The organism is Belnapia mucosa (assembly GCF_016775475.1).
In the GTDB taxonomy this organism is placed as follows: Bacteria; Pseudomonadota; Alphaproteobacteria; order Acetobacterales; family Acetobacteraceae; genus Belnapia; species Belnapia mucosa.
Genome location: NZ_JAEUXJ010000003.1, coordinates 479,217 through 503,543, shown reverse-complemented (window position 1 = coordinate 503,543; position 24,327 = coordinate 479,217). Strand labels below are relative to the sequence as shown.

The window sequence follows — 24,327 nt, the reverse complement described above, 5'->3', positions numbered from 1 at the left end:
TCGCGGCGGCTGCCTTGATCGAGGTCAAGGCGGCAGCGGCGCGGCCGGGAGAAACCGCCCCCATGCGGCACCATGCCGGGGGAGATGCCATGTCCGGCGATGCGACCAGCCCTGAGGCGACGGGGCTCGGCTCCGCCGAGGCCGCGGCGCGGCTGGCCCAGTACGGGCCGAACAGCCTGGAGGTGGCAGGGCGCGAGAGCTGGGTGGTCAGCCTGCTCAAGCGGTTCAGCAACCCGTTGGTCGTCATCCTGCTCTTCGCCGCCGGCGTCTCCGCCCTGACCGGGGAGGCGGCGAGCTTCGCCATCATCGCCGGCGTCATCGGCCTGTCGGTGCTGATCGACCTGGTGCAGGAACGCCGCGCCGAGGATGCCGCCGCCGCACTGCGCCAGCGCGTTGCGCTGACCGTGCAGGTGCTGCGCGATGGCCAGTGGGGGGAGCGGCCGGCCGCGGCGCTGGTGCCGGGCGATGTCGTCCGCCTCGCGGCGGGCAGCCTGGTGCCGGCGGATGGCTGGCTGCTCGAGGCGCGCGACCTCTTCGTGAACGAGGCGCTGCTGACCGGCGAGGCCTATCCGGTCGAGAAGACCGCCGCCGCCGCGGAGGATGATGCCCATGCGGTCTTCATGGGCAGCTCGGTGGTGAGCGGCACGGCGCGCGTGCTGATCGCCGCCACCGGCCACGCCACCCGGCTCGGCGAGATCGCGCGGAGCCTGCGGCGGGAGCCGCCGCCCACCGCCTTCACCCTCGGCATCCACCGCTTCGGCCTGCTGATCCTGCGGCTGACGGTGCTGATGGTGCTGTTCGTGCTGCTGGGCAACCTGCTGCTCGGCCGGCCGGTGCTGGACTCCTTCCTCTTCGCCCTGGCGCTGGCGGTCGGGCTGACGCCGGAACTGCTGCCGATGGTGGTCTCCGTCACCCTGGCGCGCGGCGCGCTGCGGATGGCGCAGCGGCAGGTGATCGTGAAGCGGCTCTCGGCCATCCACGACCTCGGCGCCATGGATGTGTTGTGCAGCGACAAGACCGGCACGCTGACCGAGGCGCAGGTGCGCGTCGTACGCCAGCTCGACGGGACCGGCGCGCCGTCCGAGGAGGTGCTGGACTGGGCCAAGGTGAATGCCGGCTTCGAGACCGGCCTCCGCAGCCCGCTGGACGAGGCGATCCTGGCTGCGCCCGGGGCGATGCCCGCGGGCTGGCGCAAGATCGACGAGGTGCCCTTCGATTTCGAGCGGCGCCGCGTCTCCGTCCTGGCCGAGCGTGAGGGACGCCGCTTCCTGGTGGTGAAGGGCGCGCCGGAGGACGTGCTGGCGCTCTGCGTCGCGCATCGGCCGGCCGGCGCCGCCGTGCCCCGGGCGCTCGACCCGGCGGCACGGGCGGCGGCGGAGGCGGTCTTCGCCCGGCTGGGCGAGGAGGGGTTCCGCGCCCTCGGCATCGCCTGGCGCGAGGTGGATGTCACCCGGGCTCATATCGACACCGCCGATGAGGCCGAGCTGGTCTTCGCCGGCTATGTCGCCTTCCTCGACCCGCCGAAGGAAAGCGCCCGGCCGGCGCTGGCGGAGCTCGCCGCGCTCGGCGTCGTGGTGAAGGTGGTGACCGGCGACAACGAAAGGGTGACGCGCCGCGTCTGCACGGAGCTGGGCCTGCCCTGCGAGGGGCTGCTGACCGGGCCGGAGCTGGCGGCGCTGGACGATGAGGCGCTGTCCGCCCGGCTGGGCCGCACCACCGCCTTCTGCCGGGTGACGCCGGCGCAGAAGGCGCGGGTGATCCGCGCCTTCCGCCGCGCCGGCCATGTGGTCGGCTATCTCGGCGACGGGATCAACGACGCGCCGTCGCTGCATGCCGCGGATGTCGGGCTTTCGGTCGAGGGCGCGGTGGATGTCGCCAAGGATGCCGCGGCGATGATCCTGCTGCGGCACGAGCTGGGCGTGCTGGCGGAGGGCGTGCGGGAAGGGCGACGAACTTTCGCCAACATCATGAAATACGTGATGATGGGCACCAGCTCGAATTTCGGGAACATGCTGTCGATGGCGGCGGCGGTGCTGCTGCTGCCCTTCCTGCCGATGCTGCCGGTGCAGATCCTGGCCAACAACCTGCTGTACGACCTGTCGGAGACGGCGATCCCCTTCGACCGCGTGGATGCGGAAGCGGTGACCCGGCCGCGCCACTGGGACATGCGCACTGTGCGCGACTTCATGCTGGTGCTCGGCCCGCTGAGCTCGGCCTTCGACCTGCTGACCTTCGGCCTGCTGGCCGGCGTCTTCGGCGCGGGGGCGGCGCTGTTCCAGACCGGGTGGTTCATCGAATCCATGGCGACGCAGGTGCTGGTGATCTTCCTGATCCGCACCCGCGGCAACCCCTTCGCCAGCCGGCCGCATCCGCTGCTGGTGGCGAGTTCGCTCGGCGTCCTCGCCGTCGCGGTGGCGCTGCCCTTCACGCCTTTCGGCGCCTGGCTCGGCTTCGTCCCGCCGCCGCCGGCGCTGCTGGCGGCGCTGGCGGGGCTGACCGTGGCCTATCTCGGCGCCGTCGAGCTGGCCAAGCGGTGGTTCCACGCGCGGCATCGCAGCCTAGCGGGCTGACGGGTCCCGAGGGGCATGCGTTGGTGCCGGCGCGCGCCGAGATGCTACGCTTTTCAGAATGAAATGGAGAGGCAGCGGGATGGGGTATCAGGAGCGCGAACGGCAGCGCCTGGTCGCGGCGCGGGATGCGCTGTTCGGCGATCCCGGCGGGGGCATCTTCTCCGGCCTACCGCGCGACTTTGTCCTCAGCGAAGCGGCCAACAATCTCTGGGCCGGCTTCCGCGACGACGCCTTGGACTATTTTGCCCGGAACCGCATCGCCTGGTGGAAGGGCGAAGCCGGGGATCCCACCGGGCATGTGCTGTCCTCGCAGGTCGCCTGCGTGAACCATCTCTACCTGCTGCGCCAGCGACCCGACCTAGCGACGGCGGTGCTCCGCGGCATTGATGCCGAGATCGTCGCGGCCGAGCCCGTGGACGACGGGCTGGTGGAGTTCGAGTTCATTGGCGAACGGCCCTACCTGCAGGAGAAGGCTTTCTCCCGCGGCGCGAATTGCACCTCGGTCGATGCCTGCATGATCGGCCGCACCGCAGAGGGCGAGCGGCGCGCCTTCCTGATCGAGTGGAAATACACCGAGCGCTACCGGCGCGAGGACCTGCATGTCGAGGCGCACGCCAAGGTCTATGACGCGCTGATCCGTGCGCCGGATTCGCCCTTCCTGCCGGTGGAGCCGGCATCCCTGTATTTCGAGCCCTTCTATCAGCTGATGCGGCAGACGCTGCTCGGCTGGCTGGCCGCCAGGAACCGCGACCATGGCTGCACCGCCTTCCGGCATGTGCATGTGGTCCCCCAGGGCAATGCCGACTTCCATGAGAATGTCACCGCCCCGTTGCCCGGCCGCACGGTCGGCGAGGCTTGGCGGGCGGTGCTCAAGCAGCCCGAGCACTATATCGGTACGACGCCGGGGGCCTTCCTCCGCCCGGTGCTGGACCTGCCGGACACGAAGACCCTGACCGGCTACCTGCAACGCCGCTACTGGGCGGAGGCGTAAAGGCAGCCCTCAGGGCCGCCACGGCCGGTGATAGGGATGCCCGCTGCGGATCGCCTGCACTCGGTACCACTGCTCGGCCAGCAGCCCGCGTACCAGGAAATGCGGCCAGGTGAGCGGGCCGAGCGAGAGGCGATGGTCGGCCCGGCTTAGCACTGCCGGGTCGAGCCCCTCCGCCCCGCCGATCAGGAAGCAGAGCGGCTTGCCCGTCCCCTCCCAGCGGGCGGCGAGGGCGGCCAGCGCCTCGCTGGTCGGCGCCTCGCCGCCGAGATCGAGGGCAACGACGAGCGCTGCCTCCGGCAGGGTGGCCAGCAGCGCCGCACCCTCCCGCCGGCGGATCTCGGCCGGGCTGCCGCGGGCCTCGGGCAGCTCGGTCACCGCGAAGGGCGGGCGCAGCCGCGCATTGTGCTGCTCGAACAGCGCCGCCTCCGGCCCGCCTTTCAGCCGGCCGATGGCGATCAGCCTTGCAGCCCTGCTCACGCCTCCGGCGGCGGCGCGTCCTCGGCCGCCGGGCTTTCCGGCCCCCACATGCGCTCCAGCGCGTAGGTCGCCCGCGCCTCGGGCTTGAAGAGGTGGATGACCAGGTCGCCGCAATCGATCAGCACCCAGTCCTCCGAGCCCTGGATCGCGTCACGGCGCAGCTTGAGCCCGACCTTCTCCAGCGCATCCTCCAGATGATTGGCCATCGCCTGGATCTGCCGCTCGACCTGGCCGGTGGCGATGATCATCCGGTCGGTGAAGCTGGCGCGGTCGGTGACATCGAGCACGACCACATCCTCGGCCTTGTCATCCTCCAGGCTGGCGCGGGCGGCGGCGACGAGCTGCTCCAGCCGGTCGGGTGCCGGCTTCGGCTTGGCGCGGCTGCGGCTGGCCGGCGCCTCGGGCCCGGCGATGACCTGGCGCTTGCGCGGGCTGGCTTCCTCCTGCGGGACCGGCTTCGGCGGGGCGCCGACCGGGCGGCGGATGATCTTGGCCTCGGGTATGGGCCGGGCCGGGACCATCCGCGAGGAGGCGGGCCGGGCGGCGGGGCGGGACGGCTTGTCCTCGCGCCGCATCGGCCGCGTCGCGACCGTCTCGGGCCGGGCGGAGCGGGCCTTGGGCACCGTGCGCTGCTTGGCGGTGGCGCGGGGGCGGGGTGTCACCTCCTCGTCGCGCTCGCGCGTCCGGCTGCGCGGCGCCGGCGCGGCGGCGCGGCGGGTGCGCGCCGGGGCTTCGGCATCGCGCGGGGCAGCGCTGCGGCCGCGGGGTGCCGGGCGTTCCGACGAGCGGCTGCGGGCCGGGGCTTCGGCATCGCGCGGGGCGGCGCTGCGGCTGCGGGGCGCAGGGCGCTCCGCCTGGCCGCGGCCGCGGGTCGGGGCTTCCGCGTTGCGCGGCGCAGCGCGGCCCTTCGGGGCGGGCTTGGCGCGCGCCGGTGCCTCGGGCCGCTCCGTCGCCCGGCTGCGCGGGGCCGGCTTGGCCTTGGCCGCGTTGCGCGGGGCCTGCTTGCCGGGAATGCGCGGCTTGGCCGGCGCCGCCGGCTTGGCGGCGCGGGTCGCGCCTGCTGTCGCGCCGGCGGTGCTGCCTCCCCTGGGCTTGGCCGGGCTGCGCCGCGTGGTGGATCGGGTCTCGCCCCCGGTGGGGGGCTTGGGCGAGCGCGCGATGGCCGCCTCCTCTCGTTCTATGGTTCGACTCTATACCACGATGCCGGCCGCGCGACGGATCGCCGTCGCCGAGGCCGGGTGTTCCCGGGCCGGCACCAGGCTCCAGCCCGCATGCCCCCCCGTTCCGCATGCGCGGAGCAACGCGCCGGGCCGCCGCCGGTGCCGTGCCAGCGCCTGCGCCGCCTGGCCCGACAATGCGCGCCGCGTCTCCCCCGGCCGCGGCAGCACCGCGAGCGGGGTCTGCCGCGCCAGCACCCGCCAGCCCTTCCAGCGCGGCAACTGGGTGAGGTTGTCGGCGCCGATCAGCAGCACGAAGCAGGCGCGCGGGAAGCGCCGGTGCAGCAGCGCCAGCGTCGCCACGGTGTAGCGGCTGTCGAGCCGTGCCTCGATATCCGTCGCCAGGATGCGCCGCCCATCGGCGATGCCGCGGGCCGAGGCCAGGCGCTCGGCGAAGGGCGCCATGCCGCGGCGCGGCTTCAGCGGATTGCCGGGCGAGACCAGCAACCAGACCTGGTCGAGCCGAAGCGCGCGCAGGGCACGCTCCGCGACATGCCGGTGCCCGGCATGGGCCGGGTTGAAGCTGCCGCCGAGCAGGCCGATGCGCGCCCGGCGGCGATCCCCCCAGGCGCCGATCACCTGACCTGCAGGCCGATCGTCACCGGTTGCGGCAGCAGGCCCTCGTAGCGGAGCGAATAGCTGCGCCCGCCGACCGCGGGGACGGAGGGCGCGAAGCCACCGAGCGAGACGATGTCGCCGGCCTTCAGCCTGATGCCGTTGCGGGCGAGGTCGCCGACCAGCCATGGGATGACATCTAGCGGATGGCCGAGCAGCGCGCCGGTGGTCGCGGCCACTGCCGGATCGGGCGGGCAGGCCGCCCCCGCCGCGAAGGCGGGCAGCAGCAGGGCGGCCGTGGCGAGGAGCAGGCGGCGCATGATCGGTCCCTCCGGTGATTGGGGAGGGATCAGGGCCTGACCTGTCCGCTCCCGATCACATGGTAGCGGTAGGTACAGAGCTGCTCCAACCCGACCGGGCCGCGCGCATGCAGACGGCCGGTGGCGATGCCGATCTCCGCGCCGAAGCCGAATTCGCCGCCGTCGCAGAATTGGGTGGAGGCGTTCCAGAGCCCGACCGCGGAGGAGAGGCCGTTCAGGAACTCGGTCGCCGCCGCCGCATCTTTGGTCACGATCGCCTCGGTATGCTCCGAGCCGTAGCGGCGGATGTGGGTGAGCGCCGAGGCGACGCCATCCACGACGGCCACCGAGAGGATGCTGTCCAGCCACTCTGTGGCGAAATCCGCCTCGCTGGCGACCGGCAGCTCGGGGCAGATGGCGCGCGCGCGCGCATCGGCGCGGAAGTCGCAGCCGCCGGCGCGGAGATCGGCGACCAGCACCGGCAGCAGGCCGGGGGCGATGGCGGCGTCGATCAGCAGGGTCTCGGTCGCGCCGCAGACGCCGGTGCGGCGCAGCTTGGCGTTCAGCAGCACGGCGCGCGCCATGGCGGGATCGGCCGCTTCATGGATGTAGGTGTGGCAGAGCCCTTCGGCATGGGCGAGGACGGGGACGCGCGCTTCCTCCATCACCCGGGTGACGAGGCCCTTGCCGCCGCGCGGGATGATCAGGTCGATGAGGCCGGCGGCGCGCAGCATGGCGCCGACGAAGCCGCGATCGGCGGTCTGCGCCACCTGCACCGCGGCCTCCGGCAGGCCGGCGGCGCGGAGCCCCGCCACCATGGCGGCATGGATGGCGGCGACGCTGCGCAGGCTTTCGCGTCCGCCGCGCAGGATCACGGCATTGCCGGATTTCAGGCAGAGCGCGGCGGCATCGGCCGCGACATTGGGCCGGCTCTCGAAGATCATGCCGATGACGCCGAGGGGCTGGGCGATGCGGCGGATCACGAGGCCGTTCGGCCGGGTCCATTCGGCGAGGATGCGGCCGACGGGATCGGGCAGCTCCGCCACCTCCTCGAGGCCGCGCGCCATCGCCTCGACCCGGGCGGGCGTCAGCGTCAGGCGGTCGCGGAAGGCGGGGGAGAGGTCGGGCGCGGCGGCGAGGTCGGCCTCGTTTGCGACGAGGATGGTGGATGCCTGCTCCCGCAGCGCGCGGGCGGCTTCGCGCAGCGCCAGGTCCTTCGCCGGTCGCAGCGCGCGGGCGAGATCGGCGGCCGCAGCGCGGGCGGCGCGGGCGGCGGCTTCGAGCTGGCGGGCGGCTTCGTCGGCGAGGGCGTTCATTCCCGAAGGCCTAGCGCCGGCTGGCGGCTACAGCAAGACCAGGTCGTCGCGGTGCACCACCTCGTCCCGGCCGCGCCAGCCGAGGATGGCCTCGATCTCTTCCGAGCGGTGGCCGGCGATGCGGCCGACATCCTCGGCGTCATAGGCCGAGAGGCCGCGCGCCAGCTCCCGCCCCTCGGCATCGCGCACGCTGACCGGGTCGCCGCGGTGGAACTGGCCTTCCACCCGCCGGATGCCGGCCGGCAGCAGGGAGGAACCGCGCGCCAGCGCCCGGGCCGCGCCGGCATCCACCACCAGCGCGCCGAGCGGGGCGAGGCTGCCCGCGATCCAGCGCTTGCGGGCGGTGCGGCCCTCCGGCGCCGGCAGGAACCAGGTGCAGCGCGCGCCCTCCTGCATCGCCTGCAGCGGGTTGTTGCGATGGCCGAGGGCGATCGCCATGGCGCAGCCGGCGCCGGTGGCGATGCGAGCGGCGATCAGCTTGGTGCGCATCCCGCCCGAGGAATAGCCGGGCGGCGGCTCGCCCCCCATCGCCATGATCTCGTCGGTGATGCGCTCGACCACCGGCAGATGCGCGGCCGCCGGGTCGCGGCGCGGATCGGCGGTGTAGAGACCGTCGATGTCGGAGAGCAGCACCAGCGCATCGGCGGCGATCATCTCGGCGACGCGGGCGGCGAGGCGGTCATTGTCGCCGAAGCGGATCTCGGTGGTGGCGACCGTGTCGTTCTCGTTGATGACGGGGATGCAGCCGAGCTCCAGCAGCGTCCCCAGCGTCGCGCGCGCATTCAGGTAGCGGCGGCGGTCTTCGCTATCCTCCAGCGTCAGCAGCAGCTGCGCCGCGGCGAGGCCATGGCCGGCCAGCGCCGCCTGCCAGGCGCCGGCGAGGCGGATCTGCCCGACCGCGGCGGCGGCCTGCTTCTCCTCGAGCTTCAGGCGCTTGCGGGTGAGGCCCAGGGCATGGCGCGCCAGCGCGATGGCGCCGGAGGAGACCACCACCACCTCCGTCCCCCGCGCCCGCAGCGCGGCGATATCGGCGGCGACCGAGGCGAGCCATGCCTCGCGCGGCGCCGCCGTGCGCGGGTCGACCACCAGGGCGGAGCCGATCTTCACCACCACCCGGCGGGCGGCGGCGAGGTCGGGGAGGGCGGGATGCGTCGTCATGGCGGCGTCTTAGCCTGCCTTGCGGGTCTCCGCGATGGTGCGTGCGAGGCTGCGCAGCACCTCCGGCACGCCCTCGCCGGTGACGCCCGAGATCAGCTGCACCGGGTGGCCCACCGCGCGTTCCAGCGCCTTCAGCCGGCTGCTGCGGGCCTGGGGCGTCATCGCATCCAGCTTGTTCAGCGCCACCAGCTCCGGCTTCTCGTCGAGGCCATGGCCATAGCCGGCCAGCTCCTCCCGCACCGTGCGCCAAGCGCGCACCGGGTCGGGCTGCGAGCCATCGACCAGGTGCAGCAGCACCGCGCAGCGCTCGACATGGCCGAGGAAGCGGTCGCCGAGGCCGGCGCCTTCATGCGCGCCCTCGATCAGGCCGGGGATGTCGGCGATGACGAACTCCTCGGTGGCGTTGAGGCGGACGACGCCGAGCTGCGGATGCAGGGTGGTGAAGGGGTAGTCGGCGATCTTCGGCCGGGCGGCGCTGACGGCGGCGAGGAAGGTGGATTTCCCGGCATTCGGCAGCCCGACCAGCCCGGCATCGGCGATCAGCTTGAGGCGCAGCCAGAGCCAGCGCTCCTCGCCCGGCCAGCCCTTGTCGGCGCGCCGCGGGGCGCGGTTGGTGCTGGTCTTGTAGTGGGCATTGCCGAAGCCGCCATCGCCGCCCTGGGCGATGACCACCTGCTTGCCGGCCTCATCCAGATCGGCCAGCAGCGTCTCCTTGTCCTCGGCGAGGATCTGGGTGCCGACCGGCACCTTCAGCACCACATTCTCCGAGCCCGCGCCGGTGCGGTCCTGGCCAGCGCCGTTGCCGCCCTTGCGGGCCTTGAAATGCTGGGCGTAGCGGTAGTCGATGAGGGTGTTCAGCCCCTCCACCGCCTGGACGACGATATCGCCGCCCTTGCCGCCATTGCCGCCATCCGGGCCGCCGAATTCGACGAAGCGTTCGCGCCGGAAGGCGATGACGCCATCGCCGCCATCGCCGGCCTTCACCCAGACCTTGGCTTCGTCGAGGAACTTCATCGGGGCTTGGACCCTGGAAACAGAAACGGGGGCCGCAAGGCCCCCAAGGACAAACGAAAACGGGGGCCGCAAGGCCCCCGTTAGGCTCGCCTGCGGGGCGAGAGGGTTACTCGGCGGCCTGGGCGACGGGCTCGACGGAGACCTGCACGCGGCCCTCCGCCTTGCGCTCGAACTTCACCCGGCCATCGACGGCGGCATGCAGCGAATGGGTGCGGCCGACATAGACATGCCGCCCCGCCAGCATCTTGGTGCCGCGCTGGGTCACGATGATGTTGCCGGCGGTGACCGCCTGGCCGCCGAACAGCTTCACGCCGAGGCGCTTGCCGGCGCTGTCGCGCCCGTTGCGGGAAGAACCGCCGGCCTTCTTATGTGCCATCGTCTGTCTCCTTAGGCCGCCGCGATGTCGCTGATGCGGACCACGGTGATCTCCTGCCGGTGGCCGCCCTTGCGGCGATAGTTCTGGCGCCGCTTCTTCTTGAAGATGATCACCTTGTCGGTGCGGGCCTGCTTCACCACGGTCGCGGTGACGGTCGCGCCCGGGATGGTGGGCGCGCCGAGGGTCAGGCCGGCATCGCCGCCCATGGCCAGCACGTCGTGGAAGGTGACGGTGGCGCCGGGCTCGGCTTCCAGCTTCTCCACCGCCAGCATGGCGTTGGGCGTCACCCGGTACTGCTTTCCGCCGGTGCGGATCACTGCGAAGGTCATCGTGCGGCCTCGACTGGTCGCGCCAGGATCATGGGCCGGGGTCGGCGCTGCCCCGGGCAAGGGTTCTGATTCGGTATCGGCCAAAGCTGGCCGCCGGCAGGGCCAGGGGCGCCACCGGGAGGCAGGGCGTATAGACGGGACTCGGCGGCCGCGTCAACGTCCCCCCGCATCCCGGGCGCGGAACAGCAGGGCGAGGCCCGAGAGCGTCACCGCCCCGCCCGCCAGATCGGTCCAGCCCAGCACCTCGCCCAGCAGGGCCCAGCCGAGCAGCGCCGCGACCGGCGGGGCGAGGAGTTGCAGCGCCGCCGCCGTCGCCGGCGGCAGCCGCCGCATCATGGTGAAATAAAGGGCGTAGCCGCCGATTCCGACCACCACGACGCCATAGGCCAGGGAGAAGATGGCGGTCAGGCTCGGCGCCCCCGGCAGCCGGGTCTCGACCAGGCTCGCCAGCAGCACCAGGGTCGGCGCCGCGATCGCGGCCTGGATGGCATTGGCGGTCCACGCATCCACCCGGTTGCGGGCCGGGGCGAAGATCAGGATGCCCGCCGCCTGGGACAGCGCCCCGCCAAGGGCCAGCAGCACCCCATGCAGCTCGAACCCCGCCGCGCCGCGCCCGGCGCCCAGGATGGCGACGCCGAGCCAGCCGAGGCCGAGCCCCGCCCAGGCCGCCGCCGGCACCCGCCGGCCGAGGAAGGCGACCTCCCCCAGCGCCACAAACAGCGGCGCGGTGGAGGAGAGCAGCGCGATCAGCCCGGAGGGAAGGGTGAGCGCCGCCAGCCAGGCCCCGCCCAGATAGCCGGCCGAGCCGAAGACCCCCATCGCCGCCAGCCGCCAGCCATCCCCGCGGCTCGGCCAGCGGACCCCGCGCGCCGCCAGGATGGCGCCCAGCAGCAGCGCCACCAGGCTGAACCGCGCCGCCAGCGCCCAGAGCGGCGGCCATTCCGGCACCAGCCCCTTGATGGCGGTGAAGGCGGAGGCCCAGATCAGGACGAAGAGGAGGCCGAGGCCGAAACCCGCCATAGGCTTTCAGGGCACCTGTCGAAGCCGGCCCTGCTCGTTGTCCTTCCGCGGCTTTGCCGCGGAAGGCTGTGCGAGGCCATGGGAAGGGGGCGACAATCCGGGGTCCCCGCAAAGCCGCGAAGCGGTTTTGTGGGGAATGTTAACTGGGCAGGCGCCGCCGGGCGATCGCCGCCTCCAGCGTGTTCTCGAGCAGGCAGGCGATGGTCATCGGCCCGACCCCGCCGGGGACCGGGGTGATGGCCGCGGCCCGCGGCAGCGCCTCGGCGAAGGCGACATCGCCCCGCAGCTTGCCGTCCGGGCCGCGATTGATCCCGACATCGATGACGATGGCGCCCTCGGCCACCCAATCGCCGCGGACGAGTTCCGACTGGCCGACCGCGGCGACCAGGATCTCGGCCCGCCGGCACTCGCCGGGCAGGTCGCGGGTGCGGGAATGGGCGACGGTGACGGTGCAGTCGGCGGCCAGCAGCAATTGCAGCATCGGCCGGCCGACGATCTGGCTGCGGCCGAGCACAACGGCGCGGGCGCCCGGCAGCCGGGCGCCGGCCTCCCGCAGCAGATGCATCACCCCCTTCGGCGTGCAGGGAACGAGGCCGGGCTGGCGGCTGGCGAGACGCCCGGCATTGACCGGGTGGAAGCCGTCCACATCCTTCTCCGGATCGACCGCCTCGATCACCGCATCGGCGCGGATCTGCGGCGGCAGGGGGAGCTGGACCAGGATGCCATCCACCGCCGGATCGGCGTTCAACCGGGCGATCAGGGCGAGCAGGTCGGATTCGCGCGTATCTGCCGGCAGGGCGATGGTCGCGCTGTCGAAGCCGGCGGCCAGCGCCGCGCGGTCCTTGTTGCGAACATAGACGCCGCTCGCCGGGTCGTCGCCGACGCGCACCACGCGCAGGCCGGGGCGGAAGGGCAGGGCGGCCACGCGCCCGGCGAGGCCGGCACGCAGCCGTTCCGCCACGGCCTTGCCGTCGATGATGGTCGCGGTCATTCCAGCTCCTTCAGCTTCGGCGCCAGCGCCGCCGGCTTACCCGCCACCTGCAGCAGCTTCTCCCGCACCCCGACCCCTTGCAGCAGGGTGACGGCGGAGGCGGGCAGGCCAAGCGCCCGGGCCAGCGCCGCGCAGGCGGCGCGGTTGGCCCGGCCATCCTCGGCCGGCTCGGTCACCGCCAGGCGCAGCCGCGGCCCGGGGGCGAGGCCGCCTATGCCCGGCCGCCGCGCCCGCGGCTGCACCTTGATCTGCACCGAGAGGCCGCCGGGCACCGGCCGCCACCAGCCATCGGTCAAAAATACATCCCGTTGACGAGGAGGGAGCGCCGGATGGCGCCGAGCAGCATCTGGCAGGCGGTGATCAGCAACAGCACCACCAGGGGCGAGAGATCGACCGGGCCGAAATTCGGCAGCACCCGGCGGATGCGGCCGAACAGCGGCTCCGTCACCCGGTAGAGGAAATCGGCGATGGTCCAGACCACGCGGTTGCGGGTGTCGAGCACGTTGAAGCTGATGAGGAGCTGGACGACCACCGCCAGCATCACCGCCCACCAGAGCAGGTCCAGCAATGCGCCGGCCAGGTAGAAGATCACGTCCAGGAACATGCGGGGGACCTTGAGCTGCGGCGGAGCCTGTGGAAACGCGGGCGCAACCTAGTGACGGCGGCTCCCGTGGACAAGCACGCTTGACTCGGACGCGGCGCGGGGGCATCTAGCGCGCCCTGCGGGTCCCCAAGCCCGCCGGATGGTTCGGGGCTGTAGCTCAGTTGGGAGAGCGCGTCGTTCGCAATGACGAGGTCAGCGGTTCGATCCCGCTCAGCTCCACCACCCATCCTCCAGGCATCCGTCCCTTGGGCCCGCTTTTCCTCGACCTTGATGGCGTGCTGGCGGATTTCGACCGCGGCGTGCATGCGGTGACCGGCCAGCGGCCCGAGGACCTGCCGCTGAAGACCATGTGGGCCGCGCTGTCCCGCGCCCCCCGTTTCTTCGAGACGCTGGAGACGATGCACGATGCCGAGGCGTTGTGGCGCTTCTGCGCGCCGCACCGCCCGACCATCCTCACCGGCCTGCCGCTCGGCGCCTGGGCCCCGGCGCAGAAGCGGGCCTGGGTCGCCCGGGTGCTCGGCGCGCATGTCCCCGTCATCACCTGCATGAGCCGGGAGAAGCCGCGCTGGTCCGGCCCCGGCCATGTGCTGGTGGATGACCGCGCCTCGGCCGGGCCGGGCTGGGAAAAGAAGGGCGGCATCTTCGTCCATCATGTCTCGGCCGAAGGCAGCATCGCCGCACTCCGGGCGCTCGGCTTCGGGCCGGCGGCGGCGCCACAGCCGGGCTGAAAATGCGCCCGGCCCAGTGGGCGCAGGGACCGCCGCGTTGACAGGGGAGGGGCGGCTGGCGCCTCCTCCCTGGCTGTGACCGCACCCCCCGATTTCCCGCCCATCCGCACCGAACGCCTCACCCTCCGCCCGCTGCGCGCCGAGGATGCGCCGGCGCTGCACCGGCTGGTGAATGACTGGGAGGTGGCGAAGACCCTTGCCCGCGTGCCCTACCCCTATGGCCTCGACCGAGCCGAGAGCTGGATCCGCTCGACCTGGGCGCAGATCGAGGCCGGCGAGGCCTGGCACCTGGCCATCACCGGCGAGGAGCCGGGGCCCGAGGGCCCGGCCGAGACGCTGGTCGGCTGCGTGGCGCTGACGCTCGATGCCGACCGGCGCGGGGCGGAGCTCGGCTATTGGGTGGGGCGGAAATTCTGGGGCCATGGCGTGGCGCCGGAAGCCGCCGCCGGGCTTTGCCGCTGGGCGCTGGCGCAGCTCGGCCTGGAGGCGGTGCATGCCAGCGCGCTGCGGGAGAATACCCGCTCCGCCGCCGTGCTGCGGCGGCTGGGCCTGCGGCCGGCGGGGGAGGCGATGCAGACCTTCCTCTCGCGCGGCGGGCCGATGCCGGTGCTGCTGTTCCGCGCGACGCGGGAGGAGATCCTGGCCACCGCCGTCCCGCCGGCGCCGGCCGACCGGACGGTGCTGCTGGTCGCGGCCGTGGCGCTGGTCGATGCCGATGGGCGGGTGCTGCTGGCCCGGCGGCCGGAGGGCAAGCCGCTGGCGGGCCTCTGGGAGTTCCCCGGCGGCAAGGTGAAGCCGGGCGAGAGCCCCGAGGCCGCGCTGATCCGCGAGCTGAAGGAGGAACTCGACATCGATGTCAGCGAGAGCTGCCTCGCCCCCTTCACCTTCGCCTCGCATGCCTATGAGAAATTCCACCTGATGATGCCGCTCTATCTCTGCCGGAAATGGGGCGGGACGATGCGGGCGGTGGAGGGGCAGGCGCTGGCCTGGGTGCGGCCACGGCAGATGGGCGGCTATGCCATGCCGCCGGCGGACAAGCCGCTGGTGGCGATGCTGCAGGACTTCCTCTAATTCCCCACAAAACCGCTACGCGGCTTTGCGGGGGGGGCCGGTTAGTCGTTCCTCTCCCAAGACCTCGCACAGCCTTCCGCGGCAAACCCGCGGAAGGACACCAGGCCGGGCCGAGCTGACAGCCGCCTCTCAAACCCCCAGCCGCGCCGCGCAGCCCGAGAGGAAACCGCCCAGCGCCCGGTGGAAGTCCGGCTCCTCCAGCAGGAAGGCGTCATGCCCCTTGTCGGAGGCGATCTCGACGAAGGAGACATTGGCCGCCGCCGCGTTCAGCGCCCGCACGATCTCCCGGCTGCCGCCGGTCGGGAACAGCCAGTCGCTGCTGAAGGAGGCGACGAAGAAGCGCGTCTCCTGTCCGCGGAAGGCCGCCGCCAGGTCGCCGCCATGCTCCGAGGCCAAGTCGAAGTAGTCCATGGCGCGGGTGATGGTCAGGTAGCTGTTGGCGTCGAAGCGGCGGACGAAGGTGCTGCCCTGGTGGCGCAGGTAGCTCTCCACCTCGAACACATCCTCGAGGAAGGTGAGGGAACTGGCGCCGCGCAGGCGGCGGCCGAATTTCCGGGTCAGCGCTTCCTCGGACAGGTAGGTGATATGCGCCACCATCCGGGCGACCGAGAGGCCCTTGGCCGGCACCCGGCCATCCTCCCAGTAGCGGCCCTCGCGCCAGTCCGGGTCGGAATGGATGGCGGCGCGGCCGACCTCGTGGAAGGCGATGTTCTGGGCGCTGTGATAGGCGGCCGTCGCGATCGGCGCCGCGGCATAGATCGCCTCGGGGAAGGTCGCGGCCCATTCCAACACCTGCATCCCACCCATCGAGCCGCCGACCACGGCCAGCAACCGCTCGATGCCCAGATGCTCCACCAGCTTGCGCTGGGCGCGGACCATGTCGCGGATGGTGACATTGGGGAAATCCGTCCCCCAGGGGCGGCCGAGCGGGCGGCCTTCGGCATCCGTCATCTCGTCGCGCGGGCCGGTCGAGCCCATGCAGCCGCCCAGCACATTGGCGCAGACCAGGAAGTAGCGGTCGGTGTCCAGCGGCCGACCGGGACCGACCACCGCCTCCCACCAGCCGGGCTTGCCGGTCAGCGGGTGCGGCTCGGCCATGTATTGGTCGCCGGTCAGGGCGTGGCAGACCAGGATGGCATTGCTGCGCGCCGCGTTCAGCCGGCCATAGGTGCGGTAGGCGACCGCCAGCGGGGCGATGGCCATCCCGCAATCCAGCGCCAGCCCCTCGGGGAAGAGGGCGCGTTGATGGTCCACCTGGGGGAAGGGCAGGACGTGTGCTGACATGGCCTATTCGTGCTCGGACGGCAGCATTAGGCCGGGCGGGCGCCGGCTTCAACCGCCGCCCCGGTTGGACTCCCTGGGGGAATGCCTTGGCGCGGGGCCCCGGCGCGTCTAAAGCAACCGGCGAACGATGTTCCGGACAATGACCCCGAGCCCCGACCTCGCCCCAGATCTCGCCCCTGGCCTCGCCACCGCGGCGCGCCCCGCGCCCGACGCGCTCGCCGCCGCGCGGGCGGAGATCGATGCGCTGGACGACGCGCTGCACGAGTTGGTGATGCGGCGCGCCGAGGTGGTGGCGCGCCTCGCCGCCAGCCGCGCCAAGACCGGCAGCCCGCTGCGGCCGGGGCGGGAGGCGATGATCCTCCGCCGCCTGCTCTCCCGCCATCACGGCCCGCTGCCGGCCGAGGCGCTGGTGCGGGTGTGGCGGGAGATCCTGGCCTCCTCCTCCGCCCAGCAGGGCGGCTTCACCGTGGCCGCCTATGCCCGCAGCCCGGAGCATGGCCGGCTGGCGCGGGAGCATTTCGGCAGCCTGACGCCGCTGCGCAGCCTGCCCACCGCTTCCCGCGCGCTGGCCGCCGTCGCCGCCGGGGAGGCGCAGGTGGCCGTGCTGCCGCTGCCCGAGGAGGGCGAGGCGCCCGAGGATGCCTGGTGGACCAGCCTCGACAGCCCGCGGCTGCAGGTCGTCGCTCGGCTGCCCTTCTATGCCCCGCGCCGGGATGGCGTGCCGGAGGCGCTGGCGGTCGCACCCGGCGCCCCCGACCCGAGCGGCGCCGACCGGTCCCTGCTGCGGATCGAGGCAGTGGCGGATCGCAGCCGCGCCCAGCTCGCCGGCGCGCTGACCGCCGCCGGACTGCCGCCACGCCTGCTGCTGCTGCGCCGCGAGGGCGGCGTGCTGCGGGCCCTGGCCGAGGTGGATGGCGTGCTCGCCGAGGGCGATCCGCGCCTCGCCGCCCTGGCGGTGGACCGCGCCCTGCCGCTCGGCTTCTACGCAGTGCCCGAGAGAGGAGTCATCGGCTGATGCCCACCCTGCTGCCCCGCCCCTCCATCCTCTCGATCGAGCCCTATGTCGGCGGCGAGTCGAAGATCCCGGGCGTCAACCGGATTATCAAGCTCTCCTCCAACGAGGGCGCCTTCGGCGTTCCGCCCACTGCCCAGGCGGCCTATGCCAAGCTGGCGACCGAGCTGCACCGCTACCCGGATGGCGGCAGCACGGCGCTCCGTGAGGCAATCGCCCGCCGCTACGGGCTGAACTCGGAGAAGATCGTCTGCGGCAACGGCTCCGACGAGCTCATCGGCCATATCATCATGGCTTATGGCGGCGAGGGCACCGAGCTGGTGATGAGCGCGCATGGCTTCGTCATGTACGACATCGCCGGCCGCTATGCCGGCTGCCGCATCATCAAGGTGCCGGAGCGGAACCTGACGGCCGATGTCGATGCGCTGCTGGCGGCCGTCGGCCCGCGCACCCGGCTGCTGTTCCTCGCCAACCCGAACAACCCGACCGGCTCCATCCTGCCGCAATCCGAGATCGAGCGCCTGCGCGCCGGCCTGCGCGAGGACGTGCTGCTGGTGCTGGACAGCGCCTATGCCGAATATGTGACGCGGCCGGATTACGACCCGGGCACGGCGCTGGTCGAGGCCGGCACCAACACCATCATGACCCGCACCTTCAGCAAGGTCTTCGGCCTCGGCGGCGTGCGCCTCGGCTGGACCTATGCGCCGCCGCACATCACCGATGTGCTGAACCGCGTCCGCGGCCCCTTCAACGTCAACGCCCCCGCCATGGCCGCCGGCATCGCGGCGCTGGCCGAGCCGGGCTGGGTGGAGAAGTCCGTCGCCCACAACAGCGAATGGCGGGCGAAGCTCTCCGACGGCCTCCGCGCCGCCGGCATTACGGTGCATCCGAGCGAGGGCAATTTCATCCTTGCCGATTTCGGCACCGCCGAGCGCGCCAAGGGGGCCGATGCGGCGCTGAAGGCGCGCGGCCTGATCGTCCGCGCCATGGGCAGCTACAGCCTGCCGCAATGCCTGCGGATCACCATTGGCACCGCCGAGGAATGCTCCATGGTCCTGGACGCGCTGACGGGCTTCATGCGCGACAATGGCTGAGCCGCTGTTCCGGCGGCTCTGCCTCATCGGCGTCGGGCTGGTCGGCAGCTCCATCGCGCGGGCAGCGCGGGAGCGGGGCGGGATCGCGGAGACGGTCGTCGCCCATACCCGCCGGCCGGAGACGCTGGCCCGCGTGCGCGAACTCGGCTTCGCCGATGTGGTGGAGGGCGATCCGGCGGCGGCGGTGCGGGGCGCCGATGGCGTCATCCTCTGCGTCCCCGTCGGCGCCTATGCCGGGGTGATGGCGAGCATCGCGCCGCACCTGTCACCCGGCTGCATCCTGACCGATGTCGGCAGCACCAAGGGCAGCGTGATCCGCGACCTGGCCCCGCTGCTGCCGCCCGGGGTGCATCTGGTCCCGGCGCATCCGATGGCGGGCACCGAGCATTCCGGCCCCGATGCCGGCTTCGCCAGCCTGTTCGAGGGGCGCTACTGCATCCTGACGCCGGTGCCGAATGGCGACCGGGAGGCGGTGGAGCGGGTGGCGGAGCTCTGGCGCCGTTGCGGCTCCATGGTGGAGCGGATGGATGCGGAGACGCATGACAAGGTCGTCGCCATCGTCTCCCACCTGCCGCATCTGATCGCCTTCACCATCTGTGGCACGGCGGACGACCTGGCGGAGGAGACGCGCGAGGCGGTGCTGAAATTCGCCGCCTCCGGCTTCCGCGACTTCACCCGCATCGCGGCGAGCGATGTGGACATGTGGCGCGACATCTTCCTGAACAACCGCGACGCGCTGCTGGAGATGCTCGCCCGCTTCACCGAGGACAGCCATGCCCTGGCACGGGCCGTGCGCTGGGGGCAGTCCGACTTCATCGAGGACCGCATTCGCCGGGGGCGGCGTATCCGGCGGGGGTTGATCGAGCGGAAGCAGGCATAGCGCCGGCGCACCCGGCGCCCTATCTTTCCGCCATGGACGGGCTCTACGACCGCGACATCCTGCTCTGGTCGGAGCAGCAGGCCGATCTGCTTCGCCGCCTCGCCGCCGGCGAGCGGGTGAACGACGCCGTCGACTGGACCAACCTGATCGACGAGGTCGAGAGCGTGGGGCGGAGCGAACTACACGCGGTCGAGAGCCTGATCGAGATCGCGCTGCGTCATCTCATGCTGGCCTGTGCCACCCCGCAGCCCGAGCCGGTGCAGCATTGGCTGGCGGAAGCCCTGGCCGCGCTGCAAGGCGCTCGGAAGCGCTTCACTCCGGGCATGGGCCAAAGAATCAGCCTCGCAGATGCCTGGGAGGATGCCCGGCGCTACGCTGACCGCAAGTTGGCTGCGATGGGCGGCGCGATCCGTCCGTTGCCGCCAGCTTGCCCCTATACGCTCTGGGAACTCCTCGCCCCCGAGGCGAATGTGGATGTGCTTCTGGCCCGCCTCACAGCGCCCGCATCGCCGCCCTGAGCAGGATGGCGACGGCCCCGACCGTCACCACCCCCGCCGCCCAGAGCCCGAGGAACCACAGCCAGCGGCTAATGATACCCCTCGCCGTGCTTCACCTTCCCGCGGAACAGCCAATAGACGTAGCCGGTATAGGCCAGGATGATCGGGATCAGCACCGCCGCTCCGACCAGCAGGAAAAGCTGCGAATCCCGCGGCGCCGCCGCGTCCCAGATGGTGATCTCCGGCGGCACCATCATCGGCCACATGGAGATGCCGAGCCCGGTATAGGCCAGGAAGAACAGCCCCAGCGCGCAGAGGAAGGGCAGCCCGTCCCGCCAGGGATGCCCATCCGTCTCGCCGAGTGCCCGGAACATCCGCCAGCCGAGCCAGACGACCAGCAACGGCACCGGCAGCGCCGCGAGGATGGCCGGGAAGGCGAACCAGCGGTCGCGGAATTCCGGCTGGAGGAAGGGCATGATGGCGCTGACCAGCGCGATGCAGGCCAGCGTCAGCCAGCCCAGCCGCCGCGCCAGTGTCCGCGCCTGGTCCTGCAACTCGCCCTCGGTCTTCCAGACCAGCCAGCAGGCGCCGAGCAGCCCGTATCCCACCACCAGCGCCGCGGCGGTGAGGCAGGAGAAGGGCGTCAGCCAGTCCCACCAGCCGCCGGCATAGGCGCGCTCCTCCACCTCGATCCCCTGCACGAAGGCGCCGAGCGCCAGCCCTTGGCAGAGCGTCGCCGCATAGCTCCCCCAGGAGAAGGCGCGGTCCCAGGCCAGCCGCTGCCCCTCCGTCTCCGCACGGAAGCGCATCTCGAAGGAGACGCCGCGGAAGATCAGCGCCAGCAGCATCAGGATGATCGGCATGTAGAGGGCCGGCATGATCGTCGCATAGGCCAGCGGGAACACGGCGAAGAGCCCGGCGCCGCCCATGATCAGCCAGGTCTCGTTGCCGTCCCAAACCGGCGCGATGGTGTTGACCGAGACATCCCGATCCTCCTGCCCCCGAATCCAGGGGAAGAGGATGCCGACGCCAAGGTCGAAGCCATCCATGCAGACATAGAGGAAGACGGCGGTGGCGATCAGGAAGGCCCAGATCGTGGCGATGGTCTCGGCGCTCATCCCACGCGCTCCGGCTTCGGGGACAGACGCTGGGCGGAAGGCGCCGGGGTGATGCCGGCAGTGCGGATCGGCTGATCCTCGCGCGGCCCCGCCTCCTGCGGCAGCGGCGGCTGGCCCAGCAGCCGGAACAGGTACCAGATCCCGGCGCCGAAGACGCAGCAATAGACCACGACGAAGGCCGCGAGCGAGGCCGCGACGGCCGGCGCCGCGATCGGGCTGACGCTCTCGGCCGTCCGCATCAGCCCATAGACGGTATAGGGTTGCCGCCCCGCCTCGGTGGTGATCCAGCCGAAGGTCACGGCGATCAGCCCGGAAGGCGCCATCGCCACCGTCCAGCGCTGGAACCACTCCGTCTCGTAAAGCCGCCGGCGCCAGCGCAGCCAGAGCGAGGCGAGGCCGAGCGCGATCATCAGGCAGCCGAGGCCGACCATGATGCGGAAGGACCAGAAGACCAGCGGGACATTGGTCGGCCGCTGGTCGGGCGGGAAATCCTTGAGGCCGCGGATCTCGCCATCCAGGCTGTGGCGGAGGATCAGGCTGCCGAGATAGGGAATCTCGACCCGCATCCGCGTCTCCTCCCGCGCCATGTCGGGCAGGCCGAACAGGATCAGCGGGGCGCCGCGCTGCGTCTCCCAATGCCCTTCCATCGCAGCCACCTTCTGCGGCTGGTAGTGCAGCGCCCAGAGCCCCTGCATGTCGCCGAAGAAGGCCTGGGCCGGCGCGACCGTCGCCGCCATCCACATCGCCATGGAGAACATGATGCGCGCCCGCTCGTTGCCGCGATCGCGCAGCAGGTGGAAGGCGCCAGCCGCGCCGACGATCATCGCCGTGGTCAGATAGGCGCCGGTGATCGTGTGGAGATAGCGGAAGGGGAAGGAGGGGTTGAAGACGATCTCCCACCAATCCGCCGGCAGGAAGCGCCCATCCGGCCCGATCGTGAAGCCCGCCGGCGTCTGCATCCAGGAATTGGCCGAGAGGATCCAGAAGCCCGAGATCAGCGTGCCGATCGCGACCAACGCGGTCGCCGCGAAATGCAGCCCGCGCCCGACGCGCCCGAGGCCGAACAGCATCACCCCGAGGAAGCCTGCCTCCAGGAAGAAGGCCGTCAGCACCTCATAGCCCAGCAGGGGGCCGAGGACCGGCCCGGTGCGGTCGGAGAAGACCGACCAATTGGTCCCGAACTGGTAGGAGAGGACGATGCCGGAGACGACGCCCATGGCGAAGTTCACGGCGAAGACCTTCAGCCAGTAGCGGAAGAGATCGAGATAGGCGGCCCGTCCGGTCCAGAGCCACAGCCCCTCCAGCACCGTCAGGTAGCTGGCCAGCCCGATGGTCAGGGCGGGAAAGAGGAAGTGGAAGGTGACGGTAAAGGCGAACTGGATGCGCGCGAGCAGCAGCGCATCGGGCAGGGCGTCCCATAGCATGCCAAGGGCTCCGGTGGAGGGTCGGCCTCAACCGGGCAAGGTTATGCCGCCAGCAGCAGCGCCTGCCCAGACTCGCAATGCTGTTCCAGCACCCCGATCACCTGGCCGAGATTGCCGCCGACCAGATGCACCATCTCCTGCGGCATCGCCTCCAGCAGGAGCTCGACCCGCATCAGATCGCCTTCCCGCACCGCCCGGACGAAATCCGGCACCAGGTCACGCTTGGCCAGCGGCTGGAGGAGGCGGGAGAGCAGGCCGGGCGAGGCCTCGGCGAGGACATGGAAATGCGCGCGGCACAGAGAGGATTCGGACATTGGGGAGGTTCCGGGAGCTGAGGGTGTGGGAAGGGCGAACCCGGCGGCGCGGACGCGCCGTACCCACGGCGCGGCTCAGGCAGCCGGGCCGGTAATTCGCGCAGACAGGGCGAAACGGAACCTCATGGGGCGACAGCCTAGCCCAGCCTCACCCCGCCTGGCCACCCCTGAATTCACCGCTGGCCCCAATCCCAGTCCGGCAGCCGGGCCAGGGGGATGCGGGCGAGGTTGAGCTGCCCCCGCTCAAGCGCCAGCGGCACCTCCAGCCGCGGCGGCCCGCCCTCGGGAGGCAGGCGGGAGAGTATGGCCACCACTGCCCGCACCGCGAAGGCATTGCGTGGCGGCAGCAGCCCGGCCGCGGCGGCGGCATTCAGTGCCGCATCGGCGCCTTCCAGCCGCAGCGTGCCGGCCCCCATCGGCTGCAGCCGGTCATCCAGGCCGAGCGTCGCCTCGCCCCCCGCCGTGACCGGACCCCAGCGGAGCTCGAGCGAGCGCAGGCCGAGCGTGCCGCCGGCATCCCGCCAGGCGGCGGCCCGGCCGGCGGCGCTGCCCCGCCCCGGCAGGGGGCCGTCCAGCACGAGGTCGAGGCCGATCCGGTCGAGGCTCCGCCCGAGCGAGGCGACCAGCGGCGAGGCGCCGGGCGGCAACAGCACCGCATCGGCCCCGCCCGTGAGGGTCATCGCCGCCTCGCCTTCCCGCGCCTCGAGATGATTGCCGATCCGCAGCCGCGCCGCGCCGATCTCCGTCGCGTCCAGGCGAAGCCCCGACCCGCCCAGCCGGATCTCCGGGGGTATGGGGCCCTGGTCGAGCGGCATTGTGGCGACCAGCCGTTGCGCCACCGCCGGGCCGGCCAGCGGGCCGAGCCGCAGCTGGTGCTGACCCGGCATCTCCACCGCCAGCTCCCGCAGCCGCGGCGGGGCGAGGCGCAACGTCACCGCCTCGGCCTGCCAGTCGATCCCGCCCGGCAGCAGCCCCTCGCCGCCCGAGAGGCGGAAGCCCGGCAGGGTCAGGCTGGCCGAGAGGGGCCAGCCGCCACGCTCTGGCGGGCCATGCGCCACCTGCCAGCCCGAGGCCCGCCGCGCCGTGGCCCAGGCGGCGAAGCCCTCCTCCAGCCGCCCGGCCAGCCAAAGCCAGAGCAGCCCATGGCCGGCGAGCAGCAGCAGGAGGGTGAAAAGACTGGAGAGAAAGACGCGCTTGGCGAGCATGCGGCGCGAGGATATATCGCGCCGCCCCGACCGGACAGACGATGCAGGACACGACCAAGCCGCTTCATGTCTTCGCCTATGGCTCGCTCATCTGGCGGCCGGGCTTCACCCATGACGGCATGCATCCCGCGATGCTGCGCGGCTTCCACCGCCGCTTCTGCCTCTGGAGCCGGCATTACCGCGGCACGGCGGAATGCCCCGGCCTGGTCCTCGGGCTCGATCGTGGCGGGTCCTGCCGCGGCGTGGTCTTCCGGGTGCCGCCCGAGGCCGCCCCGGCGGTGCTGGACTATCTCGATGCGCGGGAAAATCTAGGCGGAGAGGTGGTCTATGCCCGCCGGATGCTGCCGGTGCGGCTGCTCGATAGCGGGCGGATGGTGGAAGCGGTGGCCTATGTGGCAAACCGTACCCATCGGGCCTATTGTCGTCCGAGCCCGGCCGAAGCGGCCGCCGCCATCGCCCGCGGCATCGGGCAGGCCGGCAGCAACCGGGACTACCTGCTGAATACCCTGTCGCATCTCCAGGCCCTCGGGCTAAGGGATGCAGGGCTGGACCGGATCGCGGCGCTGCTGCCGGAGCTCTGACTCCAGCGGCAGATTGTCCACAATCCACTCATAGGCTTCGATAATAGCCCGAATCGATGCCGCGGCATCGAAGGACGGGCGGGGAAACCCCTTGGGCATGCCCGGGATTTTCCATGCATTTCAAAGCATTAGCCTGTGTAGAGGCTGGTGGACAAGTTCGGTCCCAAGCCCTCTTGCATGGGGAAAACCGTGTTGCCGCAGC

Annotated in this window: 27 protein-coding genes and 1 tRNA gene; 10 read left to right on the top strand and 18 right to left on the bottom strand. The window is 72.1% G+C overall.

Going from position 1 to position 24,327, the window contains the following annotated elements; genetic code table 11:
• The first annotated feature begins 14 nt into the window (after positions 1–14).
• Complete coding sequence (gene mgtA, locus JMJ55_RS10560) at positions 15–2,570, top strand: magnesium-translocating P-type ATPase (RefSeq protein ID WP_236033555.1); 2,556 nt, start codon at positions 15–17, stop codon at positions 2,568–2,570.
• A gap of 79 nt (positions 2,571–2,649) precedes the next feature.
• Complete coding sequence (locus tag JMJ55_RS10555; protein WP_202825492.1) at positions 2,650–3,561, top strand: PGN_0703 family putative restriction endonuclease; 912 nt, start codon at positions 2,650–2,652, stop codon at positions 3,559–3,561.
• Positions 3,562–3,570: 9 nt separating this feature from the next.
• On the opposite strand, the gene JMJ55_RS10550 is transcribed toward JMJ55_RS10555, so the two are convergent.
• From JMJ55_RS10550 to JMJ55_RS10495, 13 genes are all read right to left on the bottom strand, one after another.
• A complete protein-coding gene (locus tag JMJ55_RS10550) occupies positions 3,571–4,038 on the bottom strand; it encodes a 23S rRNA (pseudouridine(1915)-N(3))-methyltransferase RlmH (RefSeq protein ID WP_202825491.1) in 468 nt (155 codons plus the stop codon).
• Positions 4,035–4,613 carry a ribosome silencing factor gene (gene rsfS / locus JMJ55_RS10545; protein ID WP_407927535.1) on the bottom strand — a complete coding sequence of 193 codons (579 nt, stop codon included), beginning with the start codon at positions 4,611–4,613 and terminating at the stop codon, positions 4,035–4,037. Before rsfS ends, JMJ55_RS10550 begins: the two co-directional genes overlap by 4 nt.
• Before the next feature lie 615 nt (positions 4,614–5,228).
• A complete protein-coding gene (locus JMJ55_RS10540; RefSeq protein ID WP_328702604.1) occupies positions 5,229–5,834 on the bottom strand; it encodes a nicotinate-nucleotide adenylyltransferase in 606 nt (201 codons plus the stop codon).
• Positions 5,831–6,130 carry a hypothetical protein gene (locus JMJ55_RS30945; RefSeq protein ID WP_236033554.1) on the bottom strand — a complete coding sequence of 100 codons (300 nt, stop codon included), beginning with the start codon at positions 6,128–6,130 and terminating at the stop codon, positions 5,831–5,833. The genes JMJ55_RS10540 and JMJ55_RS30945 overlap by 4 nt, the downstream gene beginning before the upstream one ends.
• A 29-nt stretch (positions 6,131–6,159) precedes the next feature.
• Entirely contained in the window at positions 6,160–7,425 is a 1,266-nt protein-coding gene (locus tag JMJ55_RS10535; RefSeq protein ID WP_202825489.1) for a glutamate-5-semialdehyde dehydrogenase, read from the bottom strand.
• 27 nt (positions 7,426–7,452) lie between these two features.
• Positions 7,453–8,583 carry a glutamate 5-kinase gene (proB, locus tag JMJ55_RS10530; RefSeq protein ID WP_202825488.1) on the bottom strand — a complete coding sequence of 377 codons (1,131 nt, stop codon included), beginning with the start codon at positions 8,581–8,583 and terminating at the stop codon, positions 7,453–7,455.
• 9 nt (positions 8,584–8,592) lie between these two features.
• Entirely contained in the window at positions 8,593–9,597 is a 1,005-nt protein-coding gene (gene obgE, locus JMJ55_RS10525; protein ID WP_202825487.1) for a GTPase ObgE, read from the bottom strand.
• 106 nt (positions 9,598–9,703) lie between these two features.
• Positions 9,704–9,973, bottom strand: a complete 270-nt coding sequence (gene rpmA / locus JMJ55_RS10520; protein WP_202825486.1) for a 50S ribosomal protein L27 — start codon at positions 9,971–9,973, stop codon at positions 9,704–9,706.
• Between the two features lie 11 nt (positions 9,974–9,984).
• On the bottom strand, positions 9,985–10,302 hold the full coding sequence (gene rplU, locus JMJ55_RS10515; protein WP_202825485.1) for a 50S ribosomal protein L21: 318 nt from the start codon (positions 10,300–10,302) through the stop codon (positions 9,985–9,987).
• 153 nt (positions 10,303–10,455) lie between these two features.
• Positions 10,456–11,322, bottom strand: a complete 867-nt coding sequence (locus JMJ55_RS10510; RefSeq protein WP_202825484.1) for a DMT family transporter — start codon at positions 11,320–11,322, stop codon at positions 10,456–10,458.
• Positions 11,323–11,461: 139 nt separating this feature from the next.
• Positions 11,462–12,313, bottom strand: coding sequence for a bifunctional methylenetetrahydrofolate dehydrogenase/methenyltetrahydrofolate cyclohydrolase FolD (gene folD / locus JMJ55_RS10505; RefSeq protein WP_202825483.1), 852 nt, complete (start codon positions 12,311–12,313; stop codon positions 11,462–11,464).
• A complete protein-coding gene (locus JMJ55_RS10500) occupies positions 12,310–12,609 on the bottom strand; it encodes a DUF167 family protein (protein WP_202825482.1) in 300 nt (99 codons plus the stop codon). Before JMJ55_RS10500 ends, folD begins: the two co-directional genes overlap by 4 nt.
• Entirely contained in the window at positions 12,606–12,917 is a 312-nt protein-coding gene (locus JMJ55_RS10495) for a YggT family protein (RefSeq protein ID WP_202825481.1), read from the bottom strand. Before JMJ55_RS10495 ends, JMJ55_RS10500 begins: the two co-directional genes overlap by 4 nt.
• 146 nt (positions 12,918–13,063) lie before the next feature.
• On the opposite strand from JMJ55_RS10495, the gene JMJ55_RS10490 reads away from it, so the two are divergent.
• The 3 genes from JMJ55_RS10490 to JMJ55_RS10480 all read left to right on the top strand — a co-directional run bounded on the left by JMJ55_RS10490 (position 13,064) and on the right by JMJ55_RS10480 (position 14,716).
• Positions 13,064–13,139: transfer RNA gene (locus JMJ55_RS10490), tRNA-Ala, on the top strand.
• Between the two features lie 23 nt (positions 13,140–13,162).
• The gene (locus JMJ55_RS10485; RefSeq protein WP_202825480.1) at positions 13,163–13,645 is read left to right on the top strand and encodes an HAD family hydrolase; all 483 of its coding nucleotides are present in this window, start codon (positions 13,163–13,165) and stop codon (positions 13,643–13,645) included.
• A gap of 75 nt (positions 13,646–13,720) precedes the next feature.
• The gene (locus JMJ55_RS10480; protein WP_202825479.1) at positions 13,721–14,716 is read left to right on the top strand and encodes a bifunctional GNAT family N-acetyltransferase/(deoxy)nucleoside triphosphate pyrophosphohydrolase; all 996 of its coding nucleotides are present in this window, start codon (positions 13,721–13,723) and stop codon (positions 14,714–14,716) included.
• A gap of 129 nt (positions 14,717–14,845) precedes the next feature.
• On the opposite strand, the gene metX is transcribed toward JMJ55_RS10480, so the two are convergent.
• Positions 14,846–16,000 (bottom strand): homoserine O-acetyltransferase MetX, encoded by a 1,155-nt coding sequence (metX, locus tag JMJ55_RS10475; protein ID WP_202825478.1) that lies wholly within the window; start codon positions 15,998–16,000, stop codon positions 14,846–14,848.
• A gap of 139 nt (positions 16,001–16,139) precedes the next feature.
• Between metX and JMJ55_RS10470 the strand changes: the two genes are divergently transcribed.
• The 4 genes from JMJ55_RS10470 to JMJ55_RS10455 are packed head-to-tail and all read left to right on the top strand — an operon-like array spanning position 16,140 to position 19,504.
• Positions 16,140–17,015, top strand: a complete 876-nt coding sequence (locus tag JMJ55_RS10470; protein ID WP_202825477.1) for a chorismate mutase — start codon at positions 16,140–16,142, stop codon at positions 17,013–17,015.
• Complete coding sequence (gene hisC, locus JMJ55_RS10465) at positions 17,015–18,106, top strand: histidinol-phosphate transaminase (RefSeq protein WP_202825476.1); 1,092 nt, start codon at positions 17,015–17,017, stop codon at positions 18,104–18,106. The genes JMJ55_RS10470 and hisC overlap by 1 nt, the downstream gene beginning before the upstream one ends.
• On the top strand, positions 18,099–18,986 hold the full coding sequence (locus JMJ55_RS10460) for a prephenate/arogenate dehydrogenase family protein (protein ID WP_202825475.1): 888 nt from the start codon (positions 18,099–18,101) through the stop codon (positions 18,984–18,986). The genes hisC and JMJ55_RS10460 overlap by 8 nt, the downstream gene beginning before the upstream one ends.
• 32 nt (positions 18,987–19,018) lie before the next feature.
• The gene (locus JMJ55_RS10455; RefSeq protein WP_202825474.1) at positions 19,019–19,504 is read left to right on the top strand and encodes a DUF29 domain-containing protein; all 486 of its coding nucleotides are present in this window, start codon (positions 19,019–19,021) and stop codon (positions 19,502–19,504) included.
• Positions 19,505–19,572: 68 nt separating this feature from the next.
• On the opposite strand, the gene cydB is transcribed toward JMJ55_RS10455, so the two are convergent.
• From cydB to JMJ55_RS10435, 4 genes are all read right to left on the bottom strand, one after another.
• On the bottom strand, positions 19,573–20,601 hold the full coding sequence (gene cydB / locus JMJ55_RS10450) for a cytochrome d ubiquinol oxidase subunit II (RefSeq protein WP_202825473.1): 1,029 nt from the start codon (positions 20,599–20,601) through the stop codon (positions 19,573–19,575).
• Positions 20,598–22,025, bottom strand: coding sequence for a cytochrome ubiquinol oxidase subunit I (locus tag JMJ55_RS10445; RefSeq protein WP_202825472.1), 1,428 nt, complete (start codon positions 22,023–22,025; stop codon positions 20,598–20,600). Before JMJ55_RS10445 ends, cydB begins: the two co-directional genes overlap by 4 nt.
• 41 nt (positions 22,026–22,066) lie before the next feature.
• A complete protein-coding gene (locus JMJ55_RS10440) occupies positions 22,067–22,339 on the bottom strand; it encodes a hypothetical protein (RefSeq protein ID WP_202825471.1) in 273 nt (90 codons plus the stop codon).
• Positions 22,340–22,512: 173 nt separating this feature from the next.
• Entirely contained in the window at positions 22,513–23,544 is a 1,032-nt protein-coding gene (locus tag JMJ55_RS10435; RefSeq protein ID WP_202825470.1) for a DUF2125 domain-containing protein, read from the bottom strand.
• Positions 23,545–23,585: 41 nt separating this feature from the next.
• Here JMJ55_RS10435 and JMJ55_RS10430 point away from each other — a divergent pair, with 41 nt between their 5' ends.
• Positions 23,586–24,125, top strand: coding sequence for a gamma-glutamylcyclotransferase (locus JMJ55_RS10430; protein ID WP_202825469.1), 540 nt, complete (start codon positions 23,586–23,588; stop codon positions 24,123–24,125).
• Positions 24,126–24,327: the final 202 nt, after the last annotated feature.